At 58.8% G+C, this 19,854-nt stretch carries 17 protein-coding genes; 3 read left to right on the top strand and 14 right to left on the bottom strand.

Annotation, left to right across the window (positions count from 1 at the left end):
* Nucleotides 1–19: 19 nt before the first annotated feature.
* Together dnaG and rpsU are read right to left on the bottom strand one after the other, a co-directional pair.
* Entirely contained in the window at nt 20–1,999 is a 1,980-nt protein-coding gene (gene dnaG / locus ACA072_RS26475; RefSeq protein ID WP_497621570.1) for a DNA primase, read from the bottom strand.
* A gap of 483 nt (nt 2,000–2,482) precedes the next feature.
* A complete protein-coding gene (rpsU, locus tag ACA072_RS26470; protein WP_002551877.1) occupies nt 2,483–2,698 on the bottom strand; it encodes a 30S ribosomal protein S21 in 216 nt (71 codons plus the stop codon).
* 199 nt (nt 2,699–2,897) lie between these two features.
* Here rpsU and tsaD point away from each other — a divergent pair, with 199 nt between their 5' ends.
* The gene (gene tsaD / locus ACA072_RS26465; protein WP_497621568.1) at nt 2,898–3,923 is read left to right on the top strand and encodes a tRNA (adenosine(37)-N6)-threonylcarbamoyltransferase complex transferase subunit TsaD; all 1,026 of its coding nucleotides are present in this window, start codon (nt 2,898–2,900) and stop codon (nt 3,921–3,923) included.
* Between the two features lie 23 nt (nt 3,924–3,946).
* Here tsaD and plsY read toward each other — a convergent pair whose 3' ends face one another.
* The gene (plsY, locus tag ACA072_RS26460; protein ID WP_150654008.1) at nt 3,947–4,516 is read right to left on the bottom strand and encodes a glycerol-3-phosphate 1-O-acyltransferase PlsY; all 570 of its coding nucleotides are present in this window, start codon (nt 4,514–4,516) and stop codon (nt 3,947–3,949) included.
* Between the two features lie 74 nt (nt 4,517–4,590).
* Between plsY and folB the strand changes: the two genes are divergently transcribed.
* Entirely contained in the window at nt 4,591–4,947 is a 357-nt protein-coding gene (folB, locus tag ACA072_RS26455; RefSeq protein WP_008027044.1) for a dihydroneopterin aldolase, read from the top strand.
* A complete protein-coding gene (gene folK / locus ACA072_RS26450) occupies nt 4,938–5,456 on the top strand; it encodes a 2-amino-4-hydroxy-6-hydroxymethyldihydropteridine diphosphokinase (protein WP_497621566.1) in 519 nt (172 codons plus the stop codon). Before folB ends, folK begins: the two co-directional genes overlap by 10 nt.
* Before the next feature lie 109 nt (nt 5,457–5,565).
* Here the strand turns inward: folK and ACA072_RS26445 are convergent, their stop codons facing one another.
* From ACA072_RS26445 to ACA072_RS26395, 11 genes are all read right to left on the bottom strand, one after another.
* Nucleotides 5,566–6,795 carry a multifunctional CCA addition/repair protein gene (locus tag ACA072_RS26445; RefSeq protein ID WP_497621564.1) on the bottom strand — a complete coding sequence of 410 codons (1,230 nt, stop codon included), beginning with the start codon at nt 6,793–6,795 and terminating at the stop codon, nt 5,566–5,568.
* A gap of 63 nt (nt 6,796–6,858) precedes the next feature.
* On the bottom strand, nt 6,859–8,421 hold the full coding sequence (locus ACA072_RS26440) for a SpoVR family protein (protein ID WP_497621562.1): 1,563 nt from the start codon (nt 8,419–8,421) through the stop codon (nt 6,859–6,861).
* Nucleotides 8,418–9,689 (bottom strand): YeaH/YhbH family protein, encoded by a 1,272-nt coding sequence (locus tag ACA072_RS26435; RefSeq protein ID WP_010467159.1) that lies wholly within the window; start codon nt 9,687–9,689, stop codon nt 8,418–8,420. The genes ACA072_RS26440 and ACA072_RS26435 overlap by 4 nt, the downstream gene beginning before the upstream one ends.
* Before the next feature lie 203 nt (nt 9,690–9,892).
* Nucleotides 9,893–11,815, bottom strand: coding sequence for a PrkA family serine protein kinase (locus ACA072_RS26430; protein WP_010467160.1), 1,923 nt, complete (start codon nt 11,813–11,815; stop codon nt 9,893–9,895).
* A gap of 296 nt (nt 11,816–12,111) precedes the next feature.
* A complete protein-coding gene (gene glpE / locus ACA072_RS26425; protein ID WP_497621559.1) occupies nt 12,112–12,441 on the bottom strand; it encodes a thiosulfate sulfurtransferase GlpE in 330 nt (109 codons plus the stop codon).
* Between the two features lie 33 nt (nt 12,442–12,474).
* A complete protein-coding gene (locus ACA072_RS26420; protein ID WP_497621558.1) occupies nt 12,475–13,356 on the bottom strand; it encodes a symmetrical bis(5'-nucleosyl)-tetraphosphatase in 882 nt (293 codons plus the stop codon).
* Nucleotides 13,356–13,736 (bottom strand): Co2+/Mg2+ efflux facilitator ApaG/CorD, encoded by a 381-nt coding sequence (gene apaG / locus ACA072_RS26415; RefSeq protein WP_497621556.1) that lies wholly within the window; start codon nt 13,734–13,736, stop codon nt 13,356–13,358. Before apaG ends, ACA072_RS26420 begins: the two co-directional genes overlap by 1 nt.
* A gap of 123 nt (nt 13,737–13,859) precedes the next feature.
* Entirely contained in the window at nt 13,860–14,678 is an 819-nt protein-coding gene (rsmA, locus tag ACA072_RS26410; RefSeq protein WP_497331323.1) for a 16S rRNA (adenine(1518)-N(6)/adenine(1519)-N(6))-dimethyltransferase RsmA, read from the bottom strand.
* Complete coding sequence (pdxA, locus tag ACA072_RS26405) at nt 14,675–15,664, bottom strand: 4-hydroxythreonine-4-phosphate dehydrogenase PdxA (RefSeq protein WP_497621554.1); 990 nt, start codon at nt 15,662–15,664, stop codon at nt 14,675–14,677. The genes rsmA and pdxA overlap by 4 nt, the downstream gene beginning before the upstream one ends.
* On the bottom strand, nt 15,661–16,977 hold the full coding sequence (surA, locus tag ACA072_RS26400; RefSeq protein ID WP_497621552.1) for a peptidylprolyl isomerase SurA: 1,317 nt from the start codon (nt 16,975–16,977) through the stop codon (nt 15,661–15,663). Before surA ends, pdxA begins: the two co-directional genes overlap by 4 nt.
* Nucleotides 16,958–19,768 (bottom strand): LPS-assembly protein LptD, encoded by a 2,811-nt coding sequence (locus tag ACA072_RS26395; RefSeq protein WP_497621550.1) that lies wholly within the window; start codon nt 19,766–19,768, stop codon nt 16,958–16,960. The genes surA and ACA072_RS26395 overlap by 20 nt, the downstream gene beginning before the upstream one ends.
* Nucleotides 19,769–19,854 lie beyond the last annotated feature (86 nt).

Genomic DNA, 19,854 nt, shown 5'->3' with positions numbered 1-19,854 from the left:
TTATACCTGAGCTATGACCTCACGCGCCAGTTGAGGTCGGGGTTGATACAGCCATATTGCGTTTTAATAGGTCGCGCATCTGATTTGCGATCTGATTTGCTTCCTCCGCGGTCAGTCCTGGCTGCCTTGCTTTTCTGATTAGTGCTTCCAGGCTATCGGTGTGTTGAGAGGCTGATAACCTAGTAATGGTGTCTAAAAACTGTTGTTCAAGGTTGTCACCCGCAATCAGCCACTCCTTTTCCGCCAACGCCTTGAGCAAGCGCCCCTGTTCGGTCCCGTGCCACCGGGCCATTAACTGAATTGAGTTTAGCTTAGGATTTTTTTGCACGGCCTCGATCAGAGCGACCAGCAGCTGAGCGTAGGTATTGCTCTCATTGGCGAAGTGGTTGGCGGTTTCTACCTTGCCAGCCAGATCCGGGTGATGGATGAGTGTGCGCAGTGCAATCAGGGTCGGGGCTTCCACGGCAATCGGTGTACGTGGGGCGCTCGGTTGATCGCGGTCGCCGCCACGCTTGCCATTCTTGTCCCAGGGTTTCTTGTCCCACTTTTTGCCGCCGGCGCCGGGTTTCTTCGGCGTCCACTCCTGCTGCGGCACGTACATCTCTTGTGCTTGCGGCTGATGGTAGTCGCTGTAGTCCGGCATGGCGTCGTAATCGACGCCCGGGTCGTACGCCGGTGGCGCATCCTGCGGAGCGCTCTGCACCAGCTGGCTCACGGCTTCACCACTAAGGCCTGTGATTTCGGTCAGGCGTTGACGCATCAGGATGCGCAGGTTCGCGCCCGGTACCTTGTCGATCAGCGGCGCGGCGAGGGTGGCCATGTGGGCCTTGCCTTCGAGCGAACGCGGGTCCGATTCCTCGGTCAGTTGCTGAAAGAAATAATCTGCCAGTGGTTGGGCGTGCTGGTTGATTCGCGCGCGGAAGGCATCAGTGCCTTCGGAGCGGACCAGGGTGTCCGGGTCTTCGCCTTCGGGCAGGAACAGAAAGCGTGCGCGTCGCCCGTCTTGCAGGCAGGGCAGGGTAGCTTCCAGCGCGCGCCACGCGGCGTTGCGGCCCGCCTGGTCGCCGTCGAAGCAGAACAGCACGTTGGGCACGACGCGAAACAGCCGCTTCATGTGCTCTTCGCTGGTGGCGGTGCCCAGGGTCGCGACGGCATTGCGCAAGCCTTGCTGGGCGAGGGCGATGACGTCCATGTAGCCTTCTACGACGATGATTTCGTCAAGGTTGCGGTTGTTCTTGCGGGCTTCATAAAGGCCGTAGAGTTCCTGGCCCTTATGGAACACCGGGGTTTCCGGTGAGTTCAGGTATTTCGGCTTGTCATCGCCCAATACCCGGCCACCGAAAGCGATGATGCGCCCGCGACTGTCGCGGATCGGGAACATCACGCGATCGCGGAAGCGGTCATAGCGTTTACCGGTTTCGGCGTTCTCGATCAGGAGGCCGGCATCGACCATGGCTTTCTGTTGCAGGGTGTCGCTGCTCAAGTGTTTGAACAGATTGTCCCAGCCGGGAGGGGCGAAGCCGAGGCCGAAGTCCCGGGCGATTTCGCCGGTCAGCCCGCGACCTTTCAAGTAATCCACAGCGGCTTTGCGCGATGGATGACTTTTCAGGGCTTGCCGGTAAAAATCGGCGGCCGCAGTCAGCAGCGGGTACAGCGGCGAATCGGTCGGTTGCCGCGGTTTGTGCGGCCGGCCGCTTTCTTCGCGGGGGATTTCCATGCCGGCGGCTTTGGCCAGTTCTTCGACAGCCTGGACGAAATCCAGGTTGTCGTGGTCCATCATGAAGCCGAGGGCGTTGCCGCCAGCGCCGCAGCCGAAGCAGTAATAGAACTGTTTGTCGGGGCTGACGCTGAAGGACGGGGTTTTCTCTTTATGAAAAGGGCAGCAGGCGGTGTAGTTCTTGCCGGCCTTTTTCATTTGCAGGCGCGAGCTGACCACATCGACGATGTCGGTGCGGTTCAGAAGGTCGTCAATGAAGCTCTGGGGAATTAGCCCGGCCATGGCGTTCTCGTCATCTGCGCTTGAATGGACCCAAAACAATGAGCGGCCGAACGCGGGTCGTTGTTTGAGGCGCGCAAAATGTGCGGCTCGACCGGTGTCGTCTGCGTAATCGCTGTCGGGAAGTGTATCTGCCGAAAATCCACTGACGTTAGTACCAATCAGTATTCGACTATTTGAAAGTGTTGCGCTGAAATCCGCTGCGGCCAGTCGAGGGCCCCGGATAGCTCATAAGCGGGCACGCAAGAAGGTGCCTTGGGCTGATCGTCGTGAGAGGAATCAGTGGGTGTGCTCGTCAGTAGCCTTGGAAGGCTCGTCAGAAAAGACGTGCACCGCTGGCAAAAGAGCCAGGTCTGACGCTGTGAAGCAGGTTTGTCTCGGTCGCGTCTGCGGCCTTTGACGGTGAAGCATCAAGCGTTTTCCGCAAATGCCATTAGCCCGGCTGAGGGCCGGGCTTGGCAGAAGCTTGCTACGAACGTCTGTGTATTAGTACAGACGAACGGCGCGGCGCTGTTCGCGCTGAACTTTCTTCGCGTGACGCTTAACAGCGGCTGCTGCTTTGCGCTTACGCTCGGAAGTAGGCTTCTCGTAGAATTCGCGGCTACGAACTTCAGCCAGTACACCGGCTTTTTCGCAGGAGCGCTTGAAACGACGCAGAGCTACGTCGAAGGGTTCGTTCTCTTTTACTTTGACGGCTGGCATCCAGAGCTACCTTCATTCATTACCGGGGTCAACATCCTCGCGGCAAAAGAGCACTTGAAGACGTCGGTTTTTAAGGGTTGCGGATGTTAACTCCTCATCGACCGGAATGCAAAGCCTCTGATCGAAAACCGCTAGTCGGGGCATCCCATGGCGACTATTATGCGCGCCTTCGAATTCAGCCTAAACAAGGCGCAAACCCATGCTAGTACTGGGATTAGAAACCTCCTGCGACGAAACCGGTGTCGCATTATACGACAGTGAACGCGGCCTGCTGGCCGACGCGCTGTTCAGCCAGATCGACCTGCACCGCGCCTATGGCGGTGTGGTGCCGGAGCTGGCCTCGCGCGACCACGTCAAACGCATGCTGCCCTTGATTCGTCAGGTGTTGGCCGAAGCTGACTGCGTGCCGACCGAGATCGATGCCATCGCTTATACCGCGGGTCCCGGCCTGGTCGGTGCCTTGCTGGTGGGCGCCTCCTGCGCTCAGGCGCTGGCCTTCGCCTGGGGTATTCCGGCGCTGGGTGTGCACCACATGGAGGGTCACTTGCTGGCGCCCATGTTGGAGGCGCAACCACCGGAATTCCCGTTCGTCGCTTTGTTGGTGTCGGGCGGTCATACGCAGCTGGTTCAGGTCGACGGAATCGGTCAATACACGCTCTTGGGCGAGACCCTTGACGATGCCGCCGGTGAAGCGTTCGACAAGACCGCGAAGATGATGGGCCTCAATTATCCGGGCGGTCCGGAAATCGCCAAGCTGGCAGAGCGGGGCGTTGCAGGACGTTTCACCTTTCCGCGTCCGATGTGCGACCGCCCGGGCCTGGCGTTCAGTTTCAGTGGCTTGAAAACCTTCGCCCTGAACACCTGGCAGCAGAGCGTCAGCGCCGGGGACGACAGCGAACAAGCCCGTTGCGACATCTCGCTGGCGTTCCAGCAGGCCGTGGTGGAGACTTTGACCATCAAGTGCAAGCGAGCATTGAAACAGGCGGGCATGAAGCGTCTGGTGATTGCAGGGGGCGTCAGCGCCAACAAGGCGCTGCGCACTTCCCTGGAAAAAATGCTCGGCGACATGAAAGGCGATGTGTTTTATGCCCGTCCGGAGTTCTGCACCGACAATGGCGCGATGATCGCGTTTGCCGGTTGCCAGCGTTTGCAGGCCGGTCAGCACGAAAGCCTGGCGATCAGCGTGCAGGCGCGCTGGCCGATGGAGCAGTTGTCGGCGCTGTGATGAGTGATGCTCACGTACGGTATTTAAAAATGCCGTTCGCGCCCGGCAAACAGGTCGCGTAGATTGCCGCGATGACGCCAGACGATCAACCCCGTGAGTGCGCTCATGGGTAGCAGTGCCGCCGGTTCTTGCCACGCCAGCAGTGGCAGGGTCAGCGGTGTGGCGATCAGCGCGGCGAGTGAGCTGGTGCGGGTCAGGTAGAACGTCAGCAGCCAGGCGCAGACCGCCAGCAGTGCGGCGGGCGGATACAGTCCCAGCAGCATGCCGGCCGCGGTGGCGACGCCCTTGCCGCCGCGAAAGCGGAAGTACAGCGGGAACAGGTGACCGATCACGGCACAAACGCCGATCCAGGCCTGTTCTTGCAGTGAAAGGCCTGCAACACCGGCGATCAGTACCGGCAGCAGGCCTTTGCAGAGGTCACCGATCAAGGTCAGGATGGCGAGTTTTTTGCCGGCCAGGCGCAACATGTTGGTAGCGCCGGCATTACCCGAGCCACTCATTCGCGGATCGGGGTTACCGGTCAGGCGGCTGAGCAAAATGGCGAAGGACAGAGAGCCGAGCAGGTAGGCGAGTGTCGCCAATAACCAAAACATGCTAACTATTCCGGGCGAGGACGCCCTGATTCTAACGGCGCATTGCGCCCTTGTCGTGCAGCGGAGAAAAGTGCTTGGACAGAGTGTTTATCGAGGGCCTGGAAGTCGACACCGTGATTGGTGCCTACGACTGGGAACGAGGCATCCGACAGTGCCTGCGACTTGATCTGAGCTTCGCCTGGGATAATCGCCCGGCCGCTGCCGGGGATGACCTGACCCTGGCGCTCGACTACGCGAGCGTTTCGTCGCGCATCCAGGCCTTTGCCGAGCAGGCGCAGTTCCAGCTGGTCGAGACCTTTGCCGAGCGTCTGGTCGAAGTGTTGATGAGCGAATTTAACATCACCTGGATGCGCCTCAAGCTGACCAAGCCAGGCGCCGTCCCGGCGGCCACCGGCGGTGTGGGCGTGGAGATCGAGCGCGGATGTCGCTGACTCAGGTGTATCTCGGGCTCGGTAGCAATATCGAGCGCGAAACCCATTTGCAGGCCGGGCTTGAAGCCTTGGCGGGTTTCCTGGTGGATATCCGTTGCTCGGCGGTGTTCGAAAGCCAGCCAGTTGGGATCAAGAGCGGGCCGTTCTTCAATTTCGTGGTCTCGGCCTACACCGATCTGCCACTGATGGAGCTGGACCGTCGATTGAAATTCATCGAAGCAGACAATGGCCGTTACGCGCCGGACCGCAAGGGTTTGCCGCTGGATATTGACGTGCTGCTGTTCGGCGATCTGGTGGGCAATTTCGATGGATTGATCTTGCCGCGGGCAGAGATTCTGAAAAACGCTTTTGTGCTGTGGCCGTTGTCGCTGATTGCGCCGGAGCGTGTGCATCCCGGCGTAGGCAAAAGCTTTGCGACGTTGTGGCGTGAGGCGCAGATTGATCAAGTGTTGGCGCCGGTGGCGTTCGAGTGGCGCGGTGAGCAGCTGACGCCTTCGAATTTGTTGTGAGGCGGATGTCGCCTTCGCGGGCAAGCCCGCTCCCATACTGGGATGTGTGAACACCAGACATCCGATGTGGGAGCCGTGCTTGCTCCGGGCGGCGATCCGACGAAGCTTTTCAGGCAGACGCCGCCTCTTTGTAAGCCTTCAGCGCCTTGAGCCGTTCACGCTTGATCGCGTCCCCCAACTCCGGCCCTTTAAATCCCTTCTCCAGCAACGGCTGGACCGCCACGCTCCGGGTCGCAGTCGCCGCCCCGCGCAAATAATCCGCCTGTGGGTAACTTCTCTGCTCGAGCCCTTTGCGGCCGCGCGCGTCCATCTCGCACGCCGCAATGAACTCTTCAAACCGCTGCGGTCGACGATAAACGTCAAAGCTCTGCAGCAACTCCAGTAAAGTCGAGGGTTTCAGTTCCAAAGCGCGGTGGCCATGGGTGTGATACTGGCCCACCAGCAATGCCAGTTCCTGGCAATCCTTCGGTGCCTTGAAGCGTTCATTGACCGCTTTTATCAGCTTCAGGCCCGTGTGTTCGTGGGCGATGTGGCGTGGCCACTCTTCCTCGGGCGTCAATCCTTTCCCTAGGTCATGCAGCAGGCACGCCCACCGCACGGTCAGCGGTTGTTTATGCAACGCCGCTTGCTCGAGCACGCTCAAGGTGTGCACGCCCGTGTCGATTTCCGGATGATGGGCTTCCGGCTGTGGCACGCCGAACAGGGCATCGATTTCCGGCATCAGGACCTTGAGCGCGGCACATTCGCGCAGCACTTCGATGAACACCTGTGGCTGATCTTCCATCAGTGCGCGGGAAATTTCCTTCCAGCTGCGTTCGGCAGTCAACGCCTCCAGTTCGCCTGAGTCGCTGAGTTGCCGCATGAGGTCCATTGTTTCAGTCGCGACAGTGAAACCCATTCCGGCATACCGGGCAGCGAAGCGGGCAACGCGCAGGACACGGAGCGGATCTTCGGCGAACGCGTGGGAAACGTGACGAAGTACTCGGGCTTCAAGGTCGCGCTGGCCGTGGTAAGGATCGGTCAGGTTCTGCTGATCGTCTTCGGCCATGGCGTTGATCGTCAGGTCGCGACGGATCAAGTCTTCTTCGAGGGTGACTTCAGGGCTGGCATGAAAGGTGAACCCGCCGTAACCGCGTCCGCTTTTGCGTTCGGTACGAGCGAGGGCGTATTCCTCACCGCTCTTGGGGTGAAGAAATACCGGGAAGTCAGCACCTACCGGGCGAAAGCCCTTGGCGAGCATTTCCTCGGTGGTAGCACCGACCACGACCCAGTCGATGTCGGTGACAGGCTTGCCCAGCAGGCGATCGCGTACCGCACCGCCGACTTTATAAATCCGCATAAAAAACCTCCGTTAGCTCGACAGAATAACCTTTGCGTCGAACTTCCGGAGGCACAAACTAGATCAAAGATGGATGACGGCCAAGTCGAGTCGGCCGTAATCCCCCTCGCTGTGTTCGCTTCTGGGCGGAACATGGTGAACTTTCATAACCTGGTCGCCTTGCAGCGTTTCCAGATGGATGTCGAAGCCCCACAGCCGATGCAGGTGCTTGAGCACTTCCTCGGTGGACTCGCCCAGCGGTTTGCGGTCGTGCTGCTGGTGACGCAAGGTCAGGGAGCGGTCGCCGCGCCGGTCGATGCTGTAGATCTGAATATTGGGCTCGCGATTGCCGAGGTTGTACTGCGCGGCCAAGGTTTCGCGAATGATGCGATAGCCACCTTCGTCGTGGATTGCCGGGACCAGCAGATCGTCCTTTTGGTCGTCATCGAGAATGCTGAACAGCTTGAGGTCGCGGATCACTTGGGGTGACAGGTACTGCAAGATAAAGCTCTCATCCTTGAAGCTGCTCATGGCGAACTTGATGCTCGACAGCCAGTCAGTGCCGGCAATCTCAGGGAACCAGCGGTAGTCCTCTTCGGTCGGTTTTTCACACATGCGACGGATGTCCCGGTACATGGCGAACCCCAAGGTGTAGGGGTTGATGCCGTTGTAGTAGGGGCTGTCGAAGCCGGGTTGGTAGACCACGCTGGTGTGGGACGTCAGAAATTCCATCATGAAGCCGTCGGTGACGAGGCCTTCGTCATACAGGTCGTTCATCAGTGTGTAGTGCCAGAACGTGGCCCAGCCTTCGTTCATCACCTGGGTCTGGCGTTGCGGGTAGAAATACTGGGCGATCTTGCGCACGATCCGCACGATTTCCCGTTGCCAGGGTTCCAGCAGCGGGGCGTGTTTTTCGATGAAGTACAGGATATTTTCCTGAGGTTCCGCGGGAAAGCGTGCGTTGTCCTTGTCGCTGTACTTGTCCGCGCCTTTTGGAATGGTCCGCCACAGATCGTTGATTTGCTTCTGCAAGTGTTCTTCCCGATCCTTCTGCCGACGGCGTTCTTCTTCAGCCGATATCGGGTAGGGGCGTTTGTAGCGATCGACCCCGTAATTCATCAGTGCGTGGCAGGAATCCAGCAGATCCTCGACCGCGTCGATGCCATGGCGTTCTTCGCATTGCATGATGTACTGCTTGGCGAAGACCAGGTAATCGATGATCGAACTGGCATCGGTCCAGGTGCGGAACAGGTAATTGCCCTTGAAGAAGCTGTTGTGTCCGTAACAGGCGTGCGCGACCACCAAGGCCTGCATGCAGATGGTGTTTTCTTCCATCAGGTAGGCGATGCACGGGTCCGAGTTGATCACGATCTCGTAGGCCAGCCCCATCTGCCCGCGGCTGTAGGACTTCTCGGTACTGAGGAAGTGTTTGCCGTAGGACCAATGGTGATAACCCAGCGGCATGCCGACGGAGGCGTAGGCGTCCATCATCTGCTCGGCTGTAATTACTTCGATCTGGTTGGGGTAGGTATCCAGGGCATAACGAGCCGCTAGGCGACTGATTTCCTTGTCGTAGGCCTGGATCAGCTCGAACGTCCATTCGGAGCCGGTGGAAATGGGTTGGCGCTTCTGCTCTTTGGCGGTCATGTCACTAACCTGCGCTGGAAGAGTTCACGGAAGACCGGATAGATATCTCCGGCCGAGACCAGTTGCTGTTGGGCAAAAGTGTCAGAGAAGGCTTCGGCAATGCGTTCGTATTCGAACCACAGAGCCTGGTGTTCGCGCGGGGTGATCTCAACGTAAGTGTAGTACTGCACGAACGGCATGATCTGGTTGATCAGAATGTCGCGGCAGATCGGCGAGTCGTCGTTCCAGTTGTCACCGTCGGAGGCCTGTGCCGCGTAGATGTTCCACTCATTGCTCGGATAACGCTCGGCCATGATCTCCTGCATGAGTTTCAAGGCACTGGAGACGATGGTGCCGCCGGTTTCCCGGGAGTAGAAGAACTCTTCCTCATCCACTTCGCGGGCGCTGGTGTGGTGGCGGATGAACACGACGTCGATCTTGTCGTAGTTACGCTTGAGAAACAGGTACAGCAGGATGAAGAAGCGCTTGGCGATGTCCTTTGTCGCCTGGGTCATGGAGCCGGACACGTCCATCAGGCAGAACATCACCGCTTTGGAGCTTGGGTTCGGCTGCTTGATGAGCAGGTTGTACTTAAGGTCAAAGGTGTCGAGAAAGGGAACTCGATGGATGCGCGCACTGAGTTTTTCGATTTCCGCCTCGATTTCCTGGATATCGCCGAAGTTATCCGGTTCATCCCGCTTGAGTCGCAGCAGTTCTTCTTTGGCTTCGCGCAATTTTGCCCGGCTGCTGCCAGACAGGGCGATTCGCCGGGCATGGGCCGAGCGCAGGGTGCGGATGATGTTGATTCGCGACGGGTTGCCTTCGTTACTGATGCCCGCGCGCACGGTCTTGAAGGTGTCGGTGCCGGTCAGGTTGCGCTTGACCAGGTTTGGCAGTTCGAGGTCCTCGAACATGAACTCGAGAAACTCCTCCTGGGTGATCTGGAAGACAAACTCGTCCATCCCTTCGCCCGAGTTACCTGCTTTGCCCGGGCCTCGGCCGCCGCCACCGCCGGGCGGACGGGCGATGTGTTCGCCACTGGTGAATTCCTTGTTGCCGGGGTGCACAACCGTCTGCTTGCCACCGCGTCCGTGGTGAAGCACCGGCTCGTCGATGTCGCGGCCGGGGATGCTGATCTGTTCGCCGTGTTCCATATCGGTAATGGAACGCCGACTGACCGCCTCTTCGACGGCCTTTTTGATGTGATCACGATAACGCCGCAGAAACCGCTGGCGGTTCACCGTGCTCTTGTTCTTGCCATTGAGACGTCGGTCGATCACATAGCTCATGACTGCTCCTTAGAAGCTGTCCTGAAAGGGGCGAGCGGTTATGCAGCATCGACTTGTGCCAAGGGATGTTCACGCTCCCCCAAGCGCTTTTGGACGCTGACTGAACCTCGCTACCGTCTTTCGAACACCTTCCAAAGGTCTGTGTAACAGAAAATGCGTACACAGGCCTCTGGCTGACGACAACCGGTCTGACCGGCAGCGGGTTACTGTGATTTTCTGACCCGCAGGTACCACTCGGACAGCAGTCGTACCTGTTTGTCGGTGTAGCCCCGCTCGACCATCCGTGTGACGAAGTCGTTGTGTTTCTGCTGATCCTCTTTGCTGGCCTTGGCATTGAAGCTGATGACCGGCAGGAGGTCCTCGGTGTTGGAGAACATTTTCTTCTCGATGACCACCCGCAGTTTCTCGTAGCTGAGCCAGGTCGGGTTCTTGCCATTGTTGTTGGCCCGGGCGCGCAGTACGAAGTTGACGATTTCGTTGCGGAAATCCTTCGGATTGCTGATGCCGGCCGGTTTTTCGATTTTTTCCAGTTCTTCGTTCAGCGCTACGCGATTGAGGATCTCGCCGGTTTCCGGATCGCGGTATTCCTGGTCCTGGATCCAGAAGTCCGCATAAAGCACATAGCGATCGAAGATGTTCTGGCCATACTCGCTGTAAGACTCGAGGTAGGCGGTCTGAATCTCCTTGCCGATGAATTCGATATAACGCGGTGCCAGATATTCCTTGAGGAAGCGCAGGTACCGCTCACGGGTCTCGGCCTGGAATTGTTCCTGTTCGATCTGTTGTTCCAGCACGTAGAGCAAGTGCACCGGATTGGCGGCGATTTCGTGCGGGTCAAAGTTGAAGACCTTGGACAGGATCTTGAACGCAAACCGGGTCGACAGGCCGTTCATGCCTTCGTCGACACCGGCGTTGTCGCGGTATTCCTGGATCGACTTGGCTTTCGGGTCGGTGTCCTTGAGGTTCTCGCCGTCATACACACGCATCTTGGAATAGATGTTGGAGTTTTCCGGCTCCTTGAGGCGTGAGAGCACGGTGAACTGGGCAAGCATTTTCAAGGTGTCGGGTGCGCAATGAGCCTTGGCCAGGGAGCTGTTGAACAGAAGCTTGTCGTAGATCTTCACTTCGTCGCTGACCCGCAGGCAGTACGGCACTTTGACGATATAGATCCGGTCGATGAAGGCTTCGTTGTTCTTGTTGTTGCGGAAGGTGTGCCATTCCGATTCGTTGGAGTGAGCCAGCAGGATCCCGGTAAACGGAATTGCCCCGAGGCCTTCGGTACTGTTGTAGTTGCCTTCCTGAGTGGCGGTCAGCAATGGGTGCAGCACCTTGATCGGTGCCTTGAACATTTCGACGAATTCCATCAGGCCCTGGTTGGCCCGGCACAGCGCGCCCGAATAGCTGTAGGCGTCGGCGTCGTTCTGTGGGTATTCCTCCAGTTTGCGGATATCGACCTTGCCCACCAGCGCCGAAATGTCCTGGTTGTTTTCATCGCCCGGTTCGGTCTTGGCCACCGCGATCTGATTGAGGATCGACGGATAGAGTTTCACTACACGGAACTGGCTGATGTCACCGCCGAACTCGGCCAGGCGCTTGGTGGCCCATGGCGACATGATGGTATTGAGGTAGCGCCGCGGAATGCCGAAGTCTTCTTCGAGGATCGCGCCATCTTCAGTGGCGTTGAACAGACCCAGCGGCGACTCGAATACCGGCGAGCCTTTGATCGCGTAGAAGGGCACTTTCTCGATCAGTTGTTTGAGCTTCTCGGCCAGGGACGATTTACCGCCACCGACAGGGCCGAGCAGATAAAGGATTTGTTTCTTCTCTTCCAGGCCCTGAGCGGCATGGCGGAAATACGACACGATCTGGTCAATGCATTCTTCCATCCCATGGAAGTCTTCAAAGGCCGGATAGCGGCGGATCACCTTGTTGGAGAAGATTCGCGACAGTCTCGAGTTGGTCGAGGTGTCGAGCAGCTCCGGTTCTCCGATGGCCAGCAATAGTCGCTCGGCGGCGGAGGCGTAGGCGCTGCGGTCCTGTTTGCACAGCTCAAGATACTCTTGCAGCGAGAGTTCTTCCTGGCGTGTGGACTCGAAGCGTTGTTGGAAGTGGCTAAAGATACTCATGACGTCACCTCGCTCGATACGTGGAGCCGACGCCGGATCATTCAGTCGATGCTGGCAGCAACCGGATATGCAGTCGCTGTTTACCCCCCAGAACTCTTTCGGAGCTGACTCCCCCGAAAGCTACTCCCGATGACCCGCGCGCCGGTGTACCGGCTCTCCCCTGTTTTGGATGGCCTGCGCTTAAGGATAGTTGGGAATTCGCGAGGTAAAGGGTCGATACGTAATTAGTTGTGGCAGACCGTTCGTCTGCCACCGCGCGAGCCCGCGGGGGCCGGGGCTTGCACGTTACAAAAAAATTATTCGGAGGTGCCTTGCGCCGTTTCCGCAGGATAAGTCGTGCGCCACAGCTCAAAACCGCCATCCATGCTGTACACGTCGGAAAAGCCCTGGCTGATCAGGTACGCGGCGGCGCCCTGGCTGGAGTTACCGTGGTAGCAGACCACCACGGTCGGTGCGTCCAGATCGGCCGCCTGAATAAAGGCATGCAGGGAATGATTGTCCAGATGCTTCGAGCCGCTGATGTGCAGCGCGGCATAGGTAGCTGGATCTCGGACATCAACCACCACTGCGCCTTTTTCGCGCAGGGCTTGTGCCTGTTCTGGGGGGATGCGTTTGAATTCGCTCATGGCGGGCTCCTGTGGCTCGGCTGAAAGCGCAGTCTAGCGCGGGGCGCTGGCTGACGTTTGTTCGGTAATAGGGGGGACGACTGGCGGTAAGGTGTGGCCATGTTCGTCGCATTTGCACAGCAGGCGTTCACCGGTGTCGACGTTCATCAGGGTCATGGAGCCGCCCCAGACACATCCTGTGTCGAGCGCAAAGACGCCTGGCTCGTCACACTGGCCTTCGAGCGCCGCCCAGTGGCCGAAGATGATCTTCAGACCCTTGGTCTTGCGATCCTTGTGCTTGAACCACGGCGCGTAACCCGGTGGCGCGGTGTCGATGCCTTCCTTGCCCTTGAGGTCCAGTTTGCCCTCGCCGGTACAGAAACGCATGCGGGTGAAGTAGTTGGTGATCACGCGCAGGCGGGTCACGCCTTTGAGGTCGTTATCCCATTTCACCGGTTCGTTGCCGTACATGCCGTCAAGGTAGGCCGGGAAGCGGTTGTCGTCGCGCAGGGCTTCTTCGACTTCTGCCGCGCATTTCAAGGCTTTGCGCAGCGACCACTGTGGCGGGATGCCGGCGTGGACCAGGGCGATGTTGCGCTGTTCGTCGTAGTGCATGAGCTTTTGCTGACGCATCCACTCCAGCAGTTCCGGGCAATCGGGTGCGTCAAGAATCTCGCGCAGGGTGTCGGCTTTCTTCAGGCGTTCGATGTTCTGCCCGGCCGCCAGCAAGTGCAGGTCATGGTTGCCGAGCACGCACACCAGCGATTCGCGAATGCTATAGAGGAAGCGCAAGGTTGCCAGCGACTGCGGGCCACGGTTGACCAGATCGCCTACCAGCCACAGACGATCCTTTGCAGGGTCGAAAGCGACTTGTTTGAGCAGGCATTGCAGCGGCTCAAGGCAGCCTTGAAGGTCGCCGACGGCGTACGTTGCCATCAGTGCAGGGCTCCGGGCACCGCCAGGCGGAAGGGAGCTATGACGGCGTCAAAATGTTTGCCATCGTTGGCGACCATCTCATAAGTGCCTTGCATCGTGCCGACCTTGGTGGTCATGACGGTGCCGCTGCTGTAAGTGTGGTTTTCACCGGCCAGGATCAATGGCTGCAAGCCCACGACACCTGCACCCTTGACCTCCTCGACATGCCCGTCACCATCGGTGATCACCCAGTGCCGCGACAGCAGTTTGGCCGGCAGCTCGCCATTGTTGTGCACGGTAATGGTGTAGGCGAAGGCAAAGCGGTTGTGCTCGGGTTGCGATTGTTCTGCCAGATAGCGGGTGACGACGCTGACGTCGACCTGATAACGAGGATCGGACATGCAAGAGGCCTTAAAAACGAAGCGGGGCGCGGGGCGTAGCTGATTGAACTCAGTCTAGGCCAAGTATCGGGTAGTAAACCAGACATGGGCGCTGGTGTCCTACCCGATCACGCTCGTCGCCTGTCAGTCGACGGCGGGGGATGGCAGGACTTGTTCGCTGAGCTTGTCGGCCAGGCGCACGAAGGCGGCAAGGTCGAGCTGCTCTGGACGCAGGCTGCCGTCGACACCGGCTGCGGTGATTTCGTCGTTGCTCAGCAGCAACTTAAGAGTGTTGCGCAAAGTCTTGCGGCGCTGGTTGAAGGCTTCGCGCACCACACGTTCCAGCAGCTTGTGATCCTTGGCCGGGTGCGGCAGCACCGCGTGTGGCACCAGGCGCACGATGGCCGAATCGACTTTCGGAGGCGGATTGAACGCGCCCGGGCCCACGTTGAACAGATGCTCAACCCGGCAGTGATACTGAACCATGATTGACAGGCGACCCCAGTCACCGCCGCCAGGACCTGCCGCCATGCGCTCGACGACTTCCTTTTGCAGCATGAAGTGCATGTCGCGTATCAGGCTGGCGTTATGCAGCAAGTGAAAGATCAGCGGCGTAGAGATGTTGTACGGCAGGTTGCCTACAACCCGAAGGCTGCCGGGTGCTGCGTTCAGGCTGTTGAAGTCGAACTTCAGTGCGTCACCCTGATGCAGGTTGAAGTTGCTCTTGCCGGCGAACTGCTGATTGAGGATCGGGATCAGGTCTTTGTCCAGCTCCACCACGTCCAGCTGAGCGCCACTGCCCAGTAGGCCTTGGGTCAAGGCACCCTGGCCCGGGCCGATTTCCAGCAGGCGGTCTTCGGGCTTGGCGTGGATGGAGCGCAGGATGCGGTCGATAACGCCAGCATCGTGCAGAAAGTTCTGGCCGAAGCGCTTGCGCGCCCGGTGTTGGTAATGCTCGGTCATAAACGGGTCTCGGCCATCTGGTAGGCGGTTTCCAGGGCGACTTGCAGGCTGCCGGTGTCGATGTTGCCGCCGCCGGCCAGATCCAGGGCAGTGCCATGGTCGACCGAGGTGCGGATGATCGGCAAGCCCAGGGTCACGTTGACTGCCGCGCCGAAGCCTTTGTATTTCAGCACGGGCAGGCCCTGGTCGTGGTACATCGCCAGCACCGCGTCGCAGTGCTCCAGATATTTGGGGGTAAACAGAGTGTCGGCGGGCAGGGGACCACGAAGGTCCATGCCCTCACCGCGCAGGCGCTCTAATGTAGGTTCGATGATGTCGATTTCTTCATGGCCCAGGTGTCCGCCTTCACCGGCATGCGGGTTGAGCCCGCAAACCAGGATGCGTGGCTGGGCGATGCCGAACTTTTGTTGCAGGTCTGCGTGCAGAATACGTGTGACCCGTTCCAGACGCTCCGGCGTGATCGCGTCGGCAATCTCCCGAAGGGGCAGGTGGGTGGTGACCAGTGCCACGCGCAAGCCGCGGGTGGCGAGCATCATCACCACTTGCGCGGTTTGAGTCAGGTCAGCGAGAAATTCGGTGTGTCCGGAGAAGGCAATCCCGGATTCATTGATCACGCCCTTGTGCACAGGGGCGGTGATCATGCCGGCGAAATGCCCGTCAAGGCAGCCTTGGCCCGCACGGGTCAGGGTTTCCAGGACGAAAGCGGCATTGGCCTTGTCCAGTTGCCCGGCAGTGACCGGTGCATTGAGCGGGGTATCCCAGACATACAGGCTGTTGGCAGGTGCCGGAACATCCGGCCAGCTGTCCGGCGTTACCGGCAGCAGATCGACCACCACGCCCAGCTGCGCGGCCCGCTCGAGGAGCAGGTCGCGGCTGGTAATGGCAATCAGGGGGTGTGGCTGGGCTTGCGAGGCGAGCAGCAGGCACAGGTCGGGACCTATGCCGGCCGGTTCGCCGGGTGTCAGCGCGAAACGCTTGGGTTTCACTGCGCTGCCTGGTCTGCACCAGGGAGTTTGATCTCTACGTACGCCTCGTCACGGATCTGACGCAGCCAGGTTTGCAGCTCTTCGTCGTATTTGCGGTTACGCAGGACGGTCATCGCTTGCTGCTCACGGGCCTGGGTAGTGCTGTCGGTGGCGCGACGGCCAAGGACTTCCAGAACGTGCCAGCCATATTGGGTCTGGAACGGCTTGGACAGCTGACCTTGTGGGGTCTTGGCCATCACTTCACGGAACTCAGGCACCAATGCATTCGGATCGATCCAGTTCAGGTCGCCACCGTTGAGGGCGGAACCCGGATCTTCCGAGAAGCTTTTCGCCAGTTCGCCGAAATCTTCGCCCGCTTCGATCCGGGTATAGAGCGACTCAGCCAAAGCCTTGGTTTTCGCTTCGTCACGGATCGGACTAGGCTTGACCAGGATATGGCGCACGTGCACTTCGTCACGCGTCTGGGTCTCGCCGCCACGCTTGTCGAGGATCTTCAGGATGATGAAGCCGCCCGGCGTGCGCATTGGCTGGGTAATATCGCCAACGGTCATGGTGCTCAGCATGCGATCGAACGGAGGTGGCAATTGAGCGGCTTTACGCCAGCCCATGTCGCCGCCTTCCAGTGCGGTTTCGCTGGCGGATTTGGCAATTGCCAATTGACCGAAGTCAGCGCCTTGCTTGAGTTGCTGGTAAACGGCATCAGCCTGTTTGGCAGCATTCTGAATCGCATCGGAGTTGGCGCTTTCCGGTGTAGGAATCAGGATGTTGGCCAGACGGAACTCTTCGGACAATTGCATCTTGCCAAGGTCGGAAGCCAGGAAGTTCTTCACTTCCTGCTCGGAAACCTGAATACGTTCGGCTACACGACGCTGACGCACACGGCTGATGATCATTTCGCGACGAATCTGCTCCCGGGCGTCCTCGTAAGAGAGGCCGTCGCGAGTCAGGGCTGCGCGGAATTGATCAATCGACATGTTATTGCGCTGGGCAATGGTGCCCACAGCCTGGTTCAGTTCTTCATCGGTAATGCGGATGCCGGAACGCTCGCCGATCTGCAGTTGCAGGTTCTCGACGATCAGGCGCTCAAGCACCTGCTGATCCAGCACGCCGGCCGGCGGCACCGCTGAGCCGCGCTTGGCGATGGTTTGCTGAACTTCATGAACGCGCTGGTCCAATTGGCTCTGCATGACCACGTCGTTGTCGACAATGGCCACCACTTTATCGATGGACTGTACCGCGGCGTTCGCTGCGGTACCCAGGAACAGCGCGCCCAGCACTAGCGGGCGCAGACAATCAGAAAGCTTGGTCTTCACGTTCACGATAACCTTGGATGCCTTTGTCGAGGAAGCTCTCTACTTTGGCGCCAGTGAGGCCGCCGAGTCCCTTCAGAACAATTTGTAGGAAGATGCCGTGGTCGCCTTTTTCGTTTTCAGGGGCGTTCTGACTGAATTCATCATACGAAACCCAGTAACGGTTGATCAGGCGCAGTTTCCAGCAGCAGTTGTCGTACTCGAAACCACCGAAGGCTTCCAGGGTACGGTTGCGGTTGTAGTCATACTGCCAGCGACTGATAGCGTTCCATTGCGGCACGATCGGCCAGATCACCGAGAAGTCGTGCTGTTGGATCTTGTAGTAGTCCTTCACATAGCCAGGTTGGCCAGGGGTGCCGTAGTCACCGCCGAATTGCCACTTACCGGTGTTCTGATTGTAGATAACCTGGTCGTTACGATAGCGATAGCCGGCGTTGATGACCTTGTTCGGGTTGTCTTCAGGCTGGTAGTGGAACATCGCGCTACCCGAGCGAGGGCTGCGGCTGTCCGGGTCCCAGTTGTAGTCAGCGGTGGTGCTCCAATCGTTGTTCCAGCGATACACGTATTCCAGTGCGTACGGCGAAACATTGGCTTGAGCGTCGGCGCGGTCTCTTGGATTGATACCCGGCAACTGAACTTCCCGGTCCTTGAAGTACATGGCCTGGCCTACGCTGATGCGTTGACGTTCGAAACCGCTGTCTTCGATCCAGCGGTTAGTGATGCCCAACGACAGTTTGTTCTCGTCACCGATACGGTCGGAGCCAGAGAATCGGTTGTCACGGAACAGCGATGCGTAGCTGAATGTGTATTCGCTGGTATCGAACGCCGGAATATCTTCCTGGTTCTCCTCCGGGACGTAGAGGTAGAACAGGCGTGGTTCAAGGGTCTGGCGGTAGTTCTTGCCGAACCATTGGGTGTCGCGATCGAAGTACAGGCCGCTGTCGATGCTGGCGATTGGAACGCCACGGTTCTGGCTGCTGCTGAAATTGCCATTGAAATTTCTTGTTCCGGCTGCAGCTGCAGCTTGATCCTGTGTCGCGATCTGGTTCTTGCCAATACTGTCCAGATCCAGCTGGTACTGGGTGTACTGATACTTGAGCTGCGGCTTCAGGAAGCCGTAGGTCCAATCCAGCGGAAGGCTGACAGCTGGCGCCAGGTTGAGGCGATCGCCAGTGGCTCGCGCAAGACCTTGAATGTTAGTGTCAAGGCGCGGACTTACTGTGCCGTCTTCATTGGTAAAGTTGCCGTTTTTCAGGTCGCGATCAAACCGCACGATTTCAGTGTTGTAACTGAAATCCAGTCCGCCCGGGTGATACGGCAACGCACCATCAAAGGTGATTTGCGGCAGACGATTATACGGTGTGAGGTTGGCAACAGTCGCCAGCTGATAAGCCTGGGCGTTGATGCGAGCAGTGTAGTTGTCGCCACGATAGCTGACAGAACCCTGCTGGTTAACGTAGTCAGCGCTTTTCACGCCGATCTGGTCAGTCTGCAGATCCTGGAAGTAATACGGATCGCTGATCTTGGTGTAGTCGACTTGCGTCAGTACCCGCGAATCCAGACCACCCTTGTGCTGCCAGTTATACATGTAGCGGTTTTTCTGGTAGTCGGTCTGCCCGCTGCGTTCGGTGTCCTCGTCGTTGAGGTACGCAGCACCGAGCTGACCTTCGCTGGACTTGGTCAGATAGCGGAATTCGCCTTCCATCAGCAAGCCATGCTTGCTCATGTAACGCGGATACAACGTGGCGTCGTAGTTCGGCGCCAGGTTGAAGTAGTACGGTGTGACCAGCATGAAGCCGGTATCGCTGCCGGTGCCAATAGTCGGCGGCAGGAAGCCGGACTGGCGACGGTCATCGATCGGGAAATAGATGTACGGCGTGTACAGGACAGGAATGTCCTTGACCCGCAGTGTCACGTTGGTTGCGGTACCGAAGCCGGTCGCCGGGTTCAAGGTGATGTTGTTGCCCTTGAGCTGCCAGGCGTTGCTGTTCGGTTCGCACGTGGTGTACGTACCATCCTTGAGGCGGATGATCGCGTTTTCGGCACGTTTGGCGTACAGCGCGTTACCGCGGATACGGGATTTGTGCATCACGTATTCGGCGTTATCGACCTTGGCTTCACCGGTATCGAGTTGCACGTCGGCGTGGTCGCCCACGATCAGCGCGCCGTTGTCGCGAATGCGCACGTTACCGCTCAGTTCACCACGGCTTTCGGCCTGGTAAAGATTCGCTTCGTCGGCTTCGACCTGCATGCTGCCCTGGCGCATGACGACGTCACCGGCCAGGGTCGCGACTTGCTCTTCCTGCTTATAGCGGGAGGCTTTGGCGCCGATAAAGGTCGGGGCGTCACTTTTATCCGTCTTGTCATTCATGCCAGGACGAATCGGTTCGATATAGGAACCAGAGCAGTAAGGACCGGTCTCGGCCAGTTGCGCCGCCGTGAGGTTCTCGCGCGGAACCCAGTCGAGGTGACTGTAGTCTGCACTACGCGACTTCAGGCCGCGGCCTTTGGACTCGGTAACCAGCACAGGCTTGGCGCCGGTGTCTTCGCTGGTGCCACTCTCGGTCGCAGGTTCGCCGGTGGCGGAAACTGCGCTGCCTTCATGGACAGGACGCGGTGGCAATGCCGCCGCTGGCGCTTTTGGCGCACAGTCCCAGGCACCCGAAGCAGAGACTGAGCAGTCATACTGTTCCGCGGCGACCACGAATGAGGTGGCTAGGGGTTGCAGGGCCAGCAGACTGCCGGTAACCAACAACGGAAATTTTTTACGAAACGCGGGGGATTTCAATGCCATCTTATTAGTCCGGGCTTCCTGCGTGCCATCTGCCCGCGGTGTGGGCCGCACGCCTCTCGATGGTCTGAAAAAGATGCTGGATAATA

The organism is Pseudomonas sp. LBUM1656 (assembly GCF_059716065.1).
The sequence above is the reverse complement of the archived record's forward strand: the minus strand, read 5'-3'. Positions and strand labels throughout refer to the sequence as shown.

Excerpts from the sequence above, each read along its gene's own strand:
- ACA072_RS26435 (WP_010467159.1), bottom strand. The coding sequence starts at position 9,689 with ATGAGCTATGTGATCGACCGACGTCTCAATGGCAAGAACAAGAGCACG.
- ACA072_RS26445 (WP_497621564.1), bottom strand. The coding sequence starts at position 6,795 with ATGCGGATTTATAAAGTCGGCGGTGCGGTACGCGATCGCCTGCTGGGC.
- plsY (WP_150654008.1), bottom strand. The coding sequence starts at position 4,516 with ATGTTTTGGTTATTGGCGACACTCGCCTACCTGCTCGGCTCTCTGTCC.
- ACA072_RS26395 (WP_497621550.1), bottom strand. The coding sequence starts at position 19,768 with ATGGCATTGAAATCCCCCGCGTTTCGTAAAAAATTTCCGTTGTTGGTT.
- ACA072_RS26430 (WP_010467160.1), bottom strand. The coding sequence starts at position 11,815 with ATGAGTATCTTTAGCCACTTCCAACAACGCTTCGAGTCCACACGCCAG.
- dnaG (WP_497621570.1), bottom strand. The coding sequence starts at position 1,999 with ATGGCCGGGCTAATTCCCCAGAGCTTCATTGACGACCTTCTGAACCGC.
- folK (WP_497621566.1), top strand. The coding sequence starts at position 4,938 with ATGTCGCTGACTCAGGTGTATCTCGGGCTCGGTAGCAATATCGAGCGC.
- apaG (WP_497621556.1), bottom strand. The coding sequence starts at position 13,736 with ATGTCCGATCCTCGTTATCAGGTCGACGTCAGCGTCGTCACCCGCTAT.
- ACA072_RS26420 (WP_497621558.1), bottom strand. The coding sequence starts at position 13,356 with ATGGCAACGTACGCCGTCGGCGACCTTCAAGGCTGCCTTGAGCCGCTG.
- tsaD (WP_497621568.1), top strand. The coding sequence starts at position 2,898 with ATGCTAGTACTGGGATTAGAAACCTCCTGCGACGAAACCGGTGTCGCA.
- ACA072_RS26440 (WP_497621562.1), bottom strand. The coding sequence starts at position 8,421 with ATGACCGCCAAAGAGCAGAAGCGCCAACCCATTTCCACCGGCTCCGAA.
- rpsU (WP_002551877.1), bottom strand. The coding sequence starts at position 2,698 with ATGCCAGCCGTCAAAGTAAAAGAGAACGAACCCTTCGACGTAGCTCTG.
- rsmA (WP_497331323.1), bottom strand. The coding sequence starts at position 14,678 with ATGACCGAGCATTACCAACACCGGGCGCGCAAGCGCTTCGGCCAGAAC.
- glpE (WP_497621559.1), bottom strand. The coding sequence starts at position 12,441 with ATGAGCGAATTCAAACGCATCCCCCCAGAACAGGCACAAGCCCTGCGC.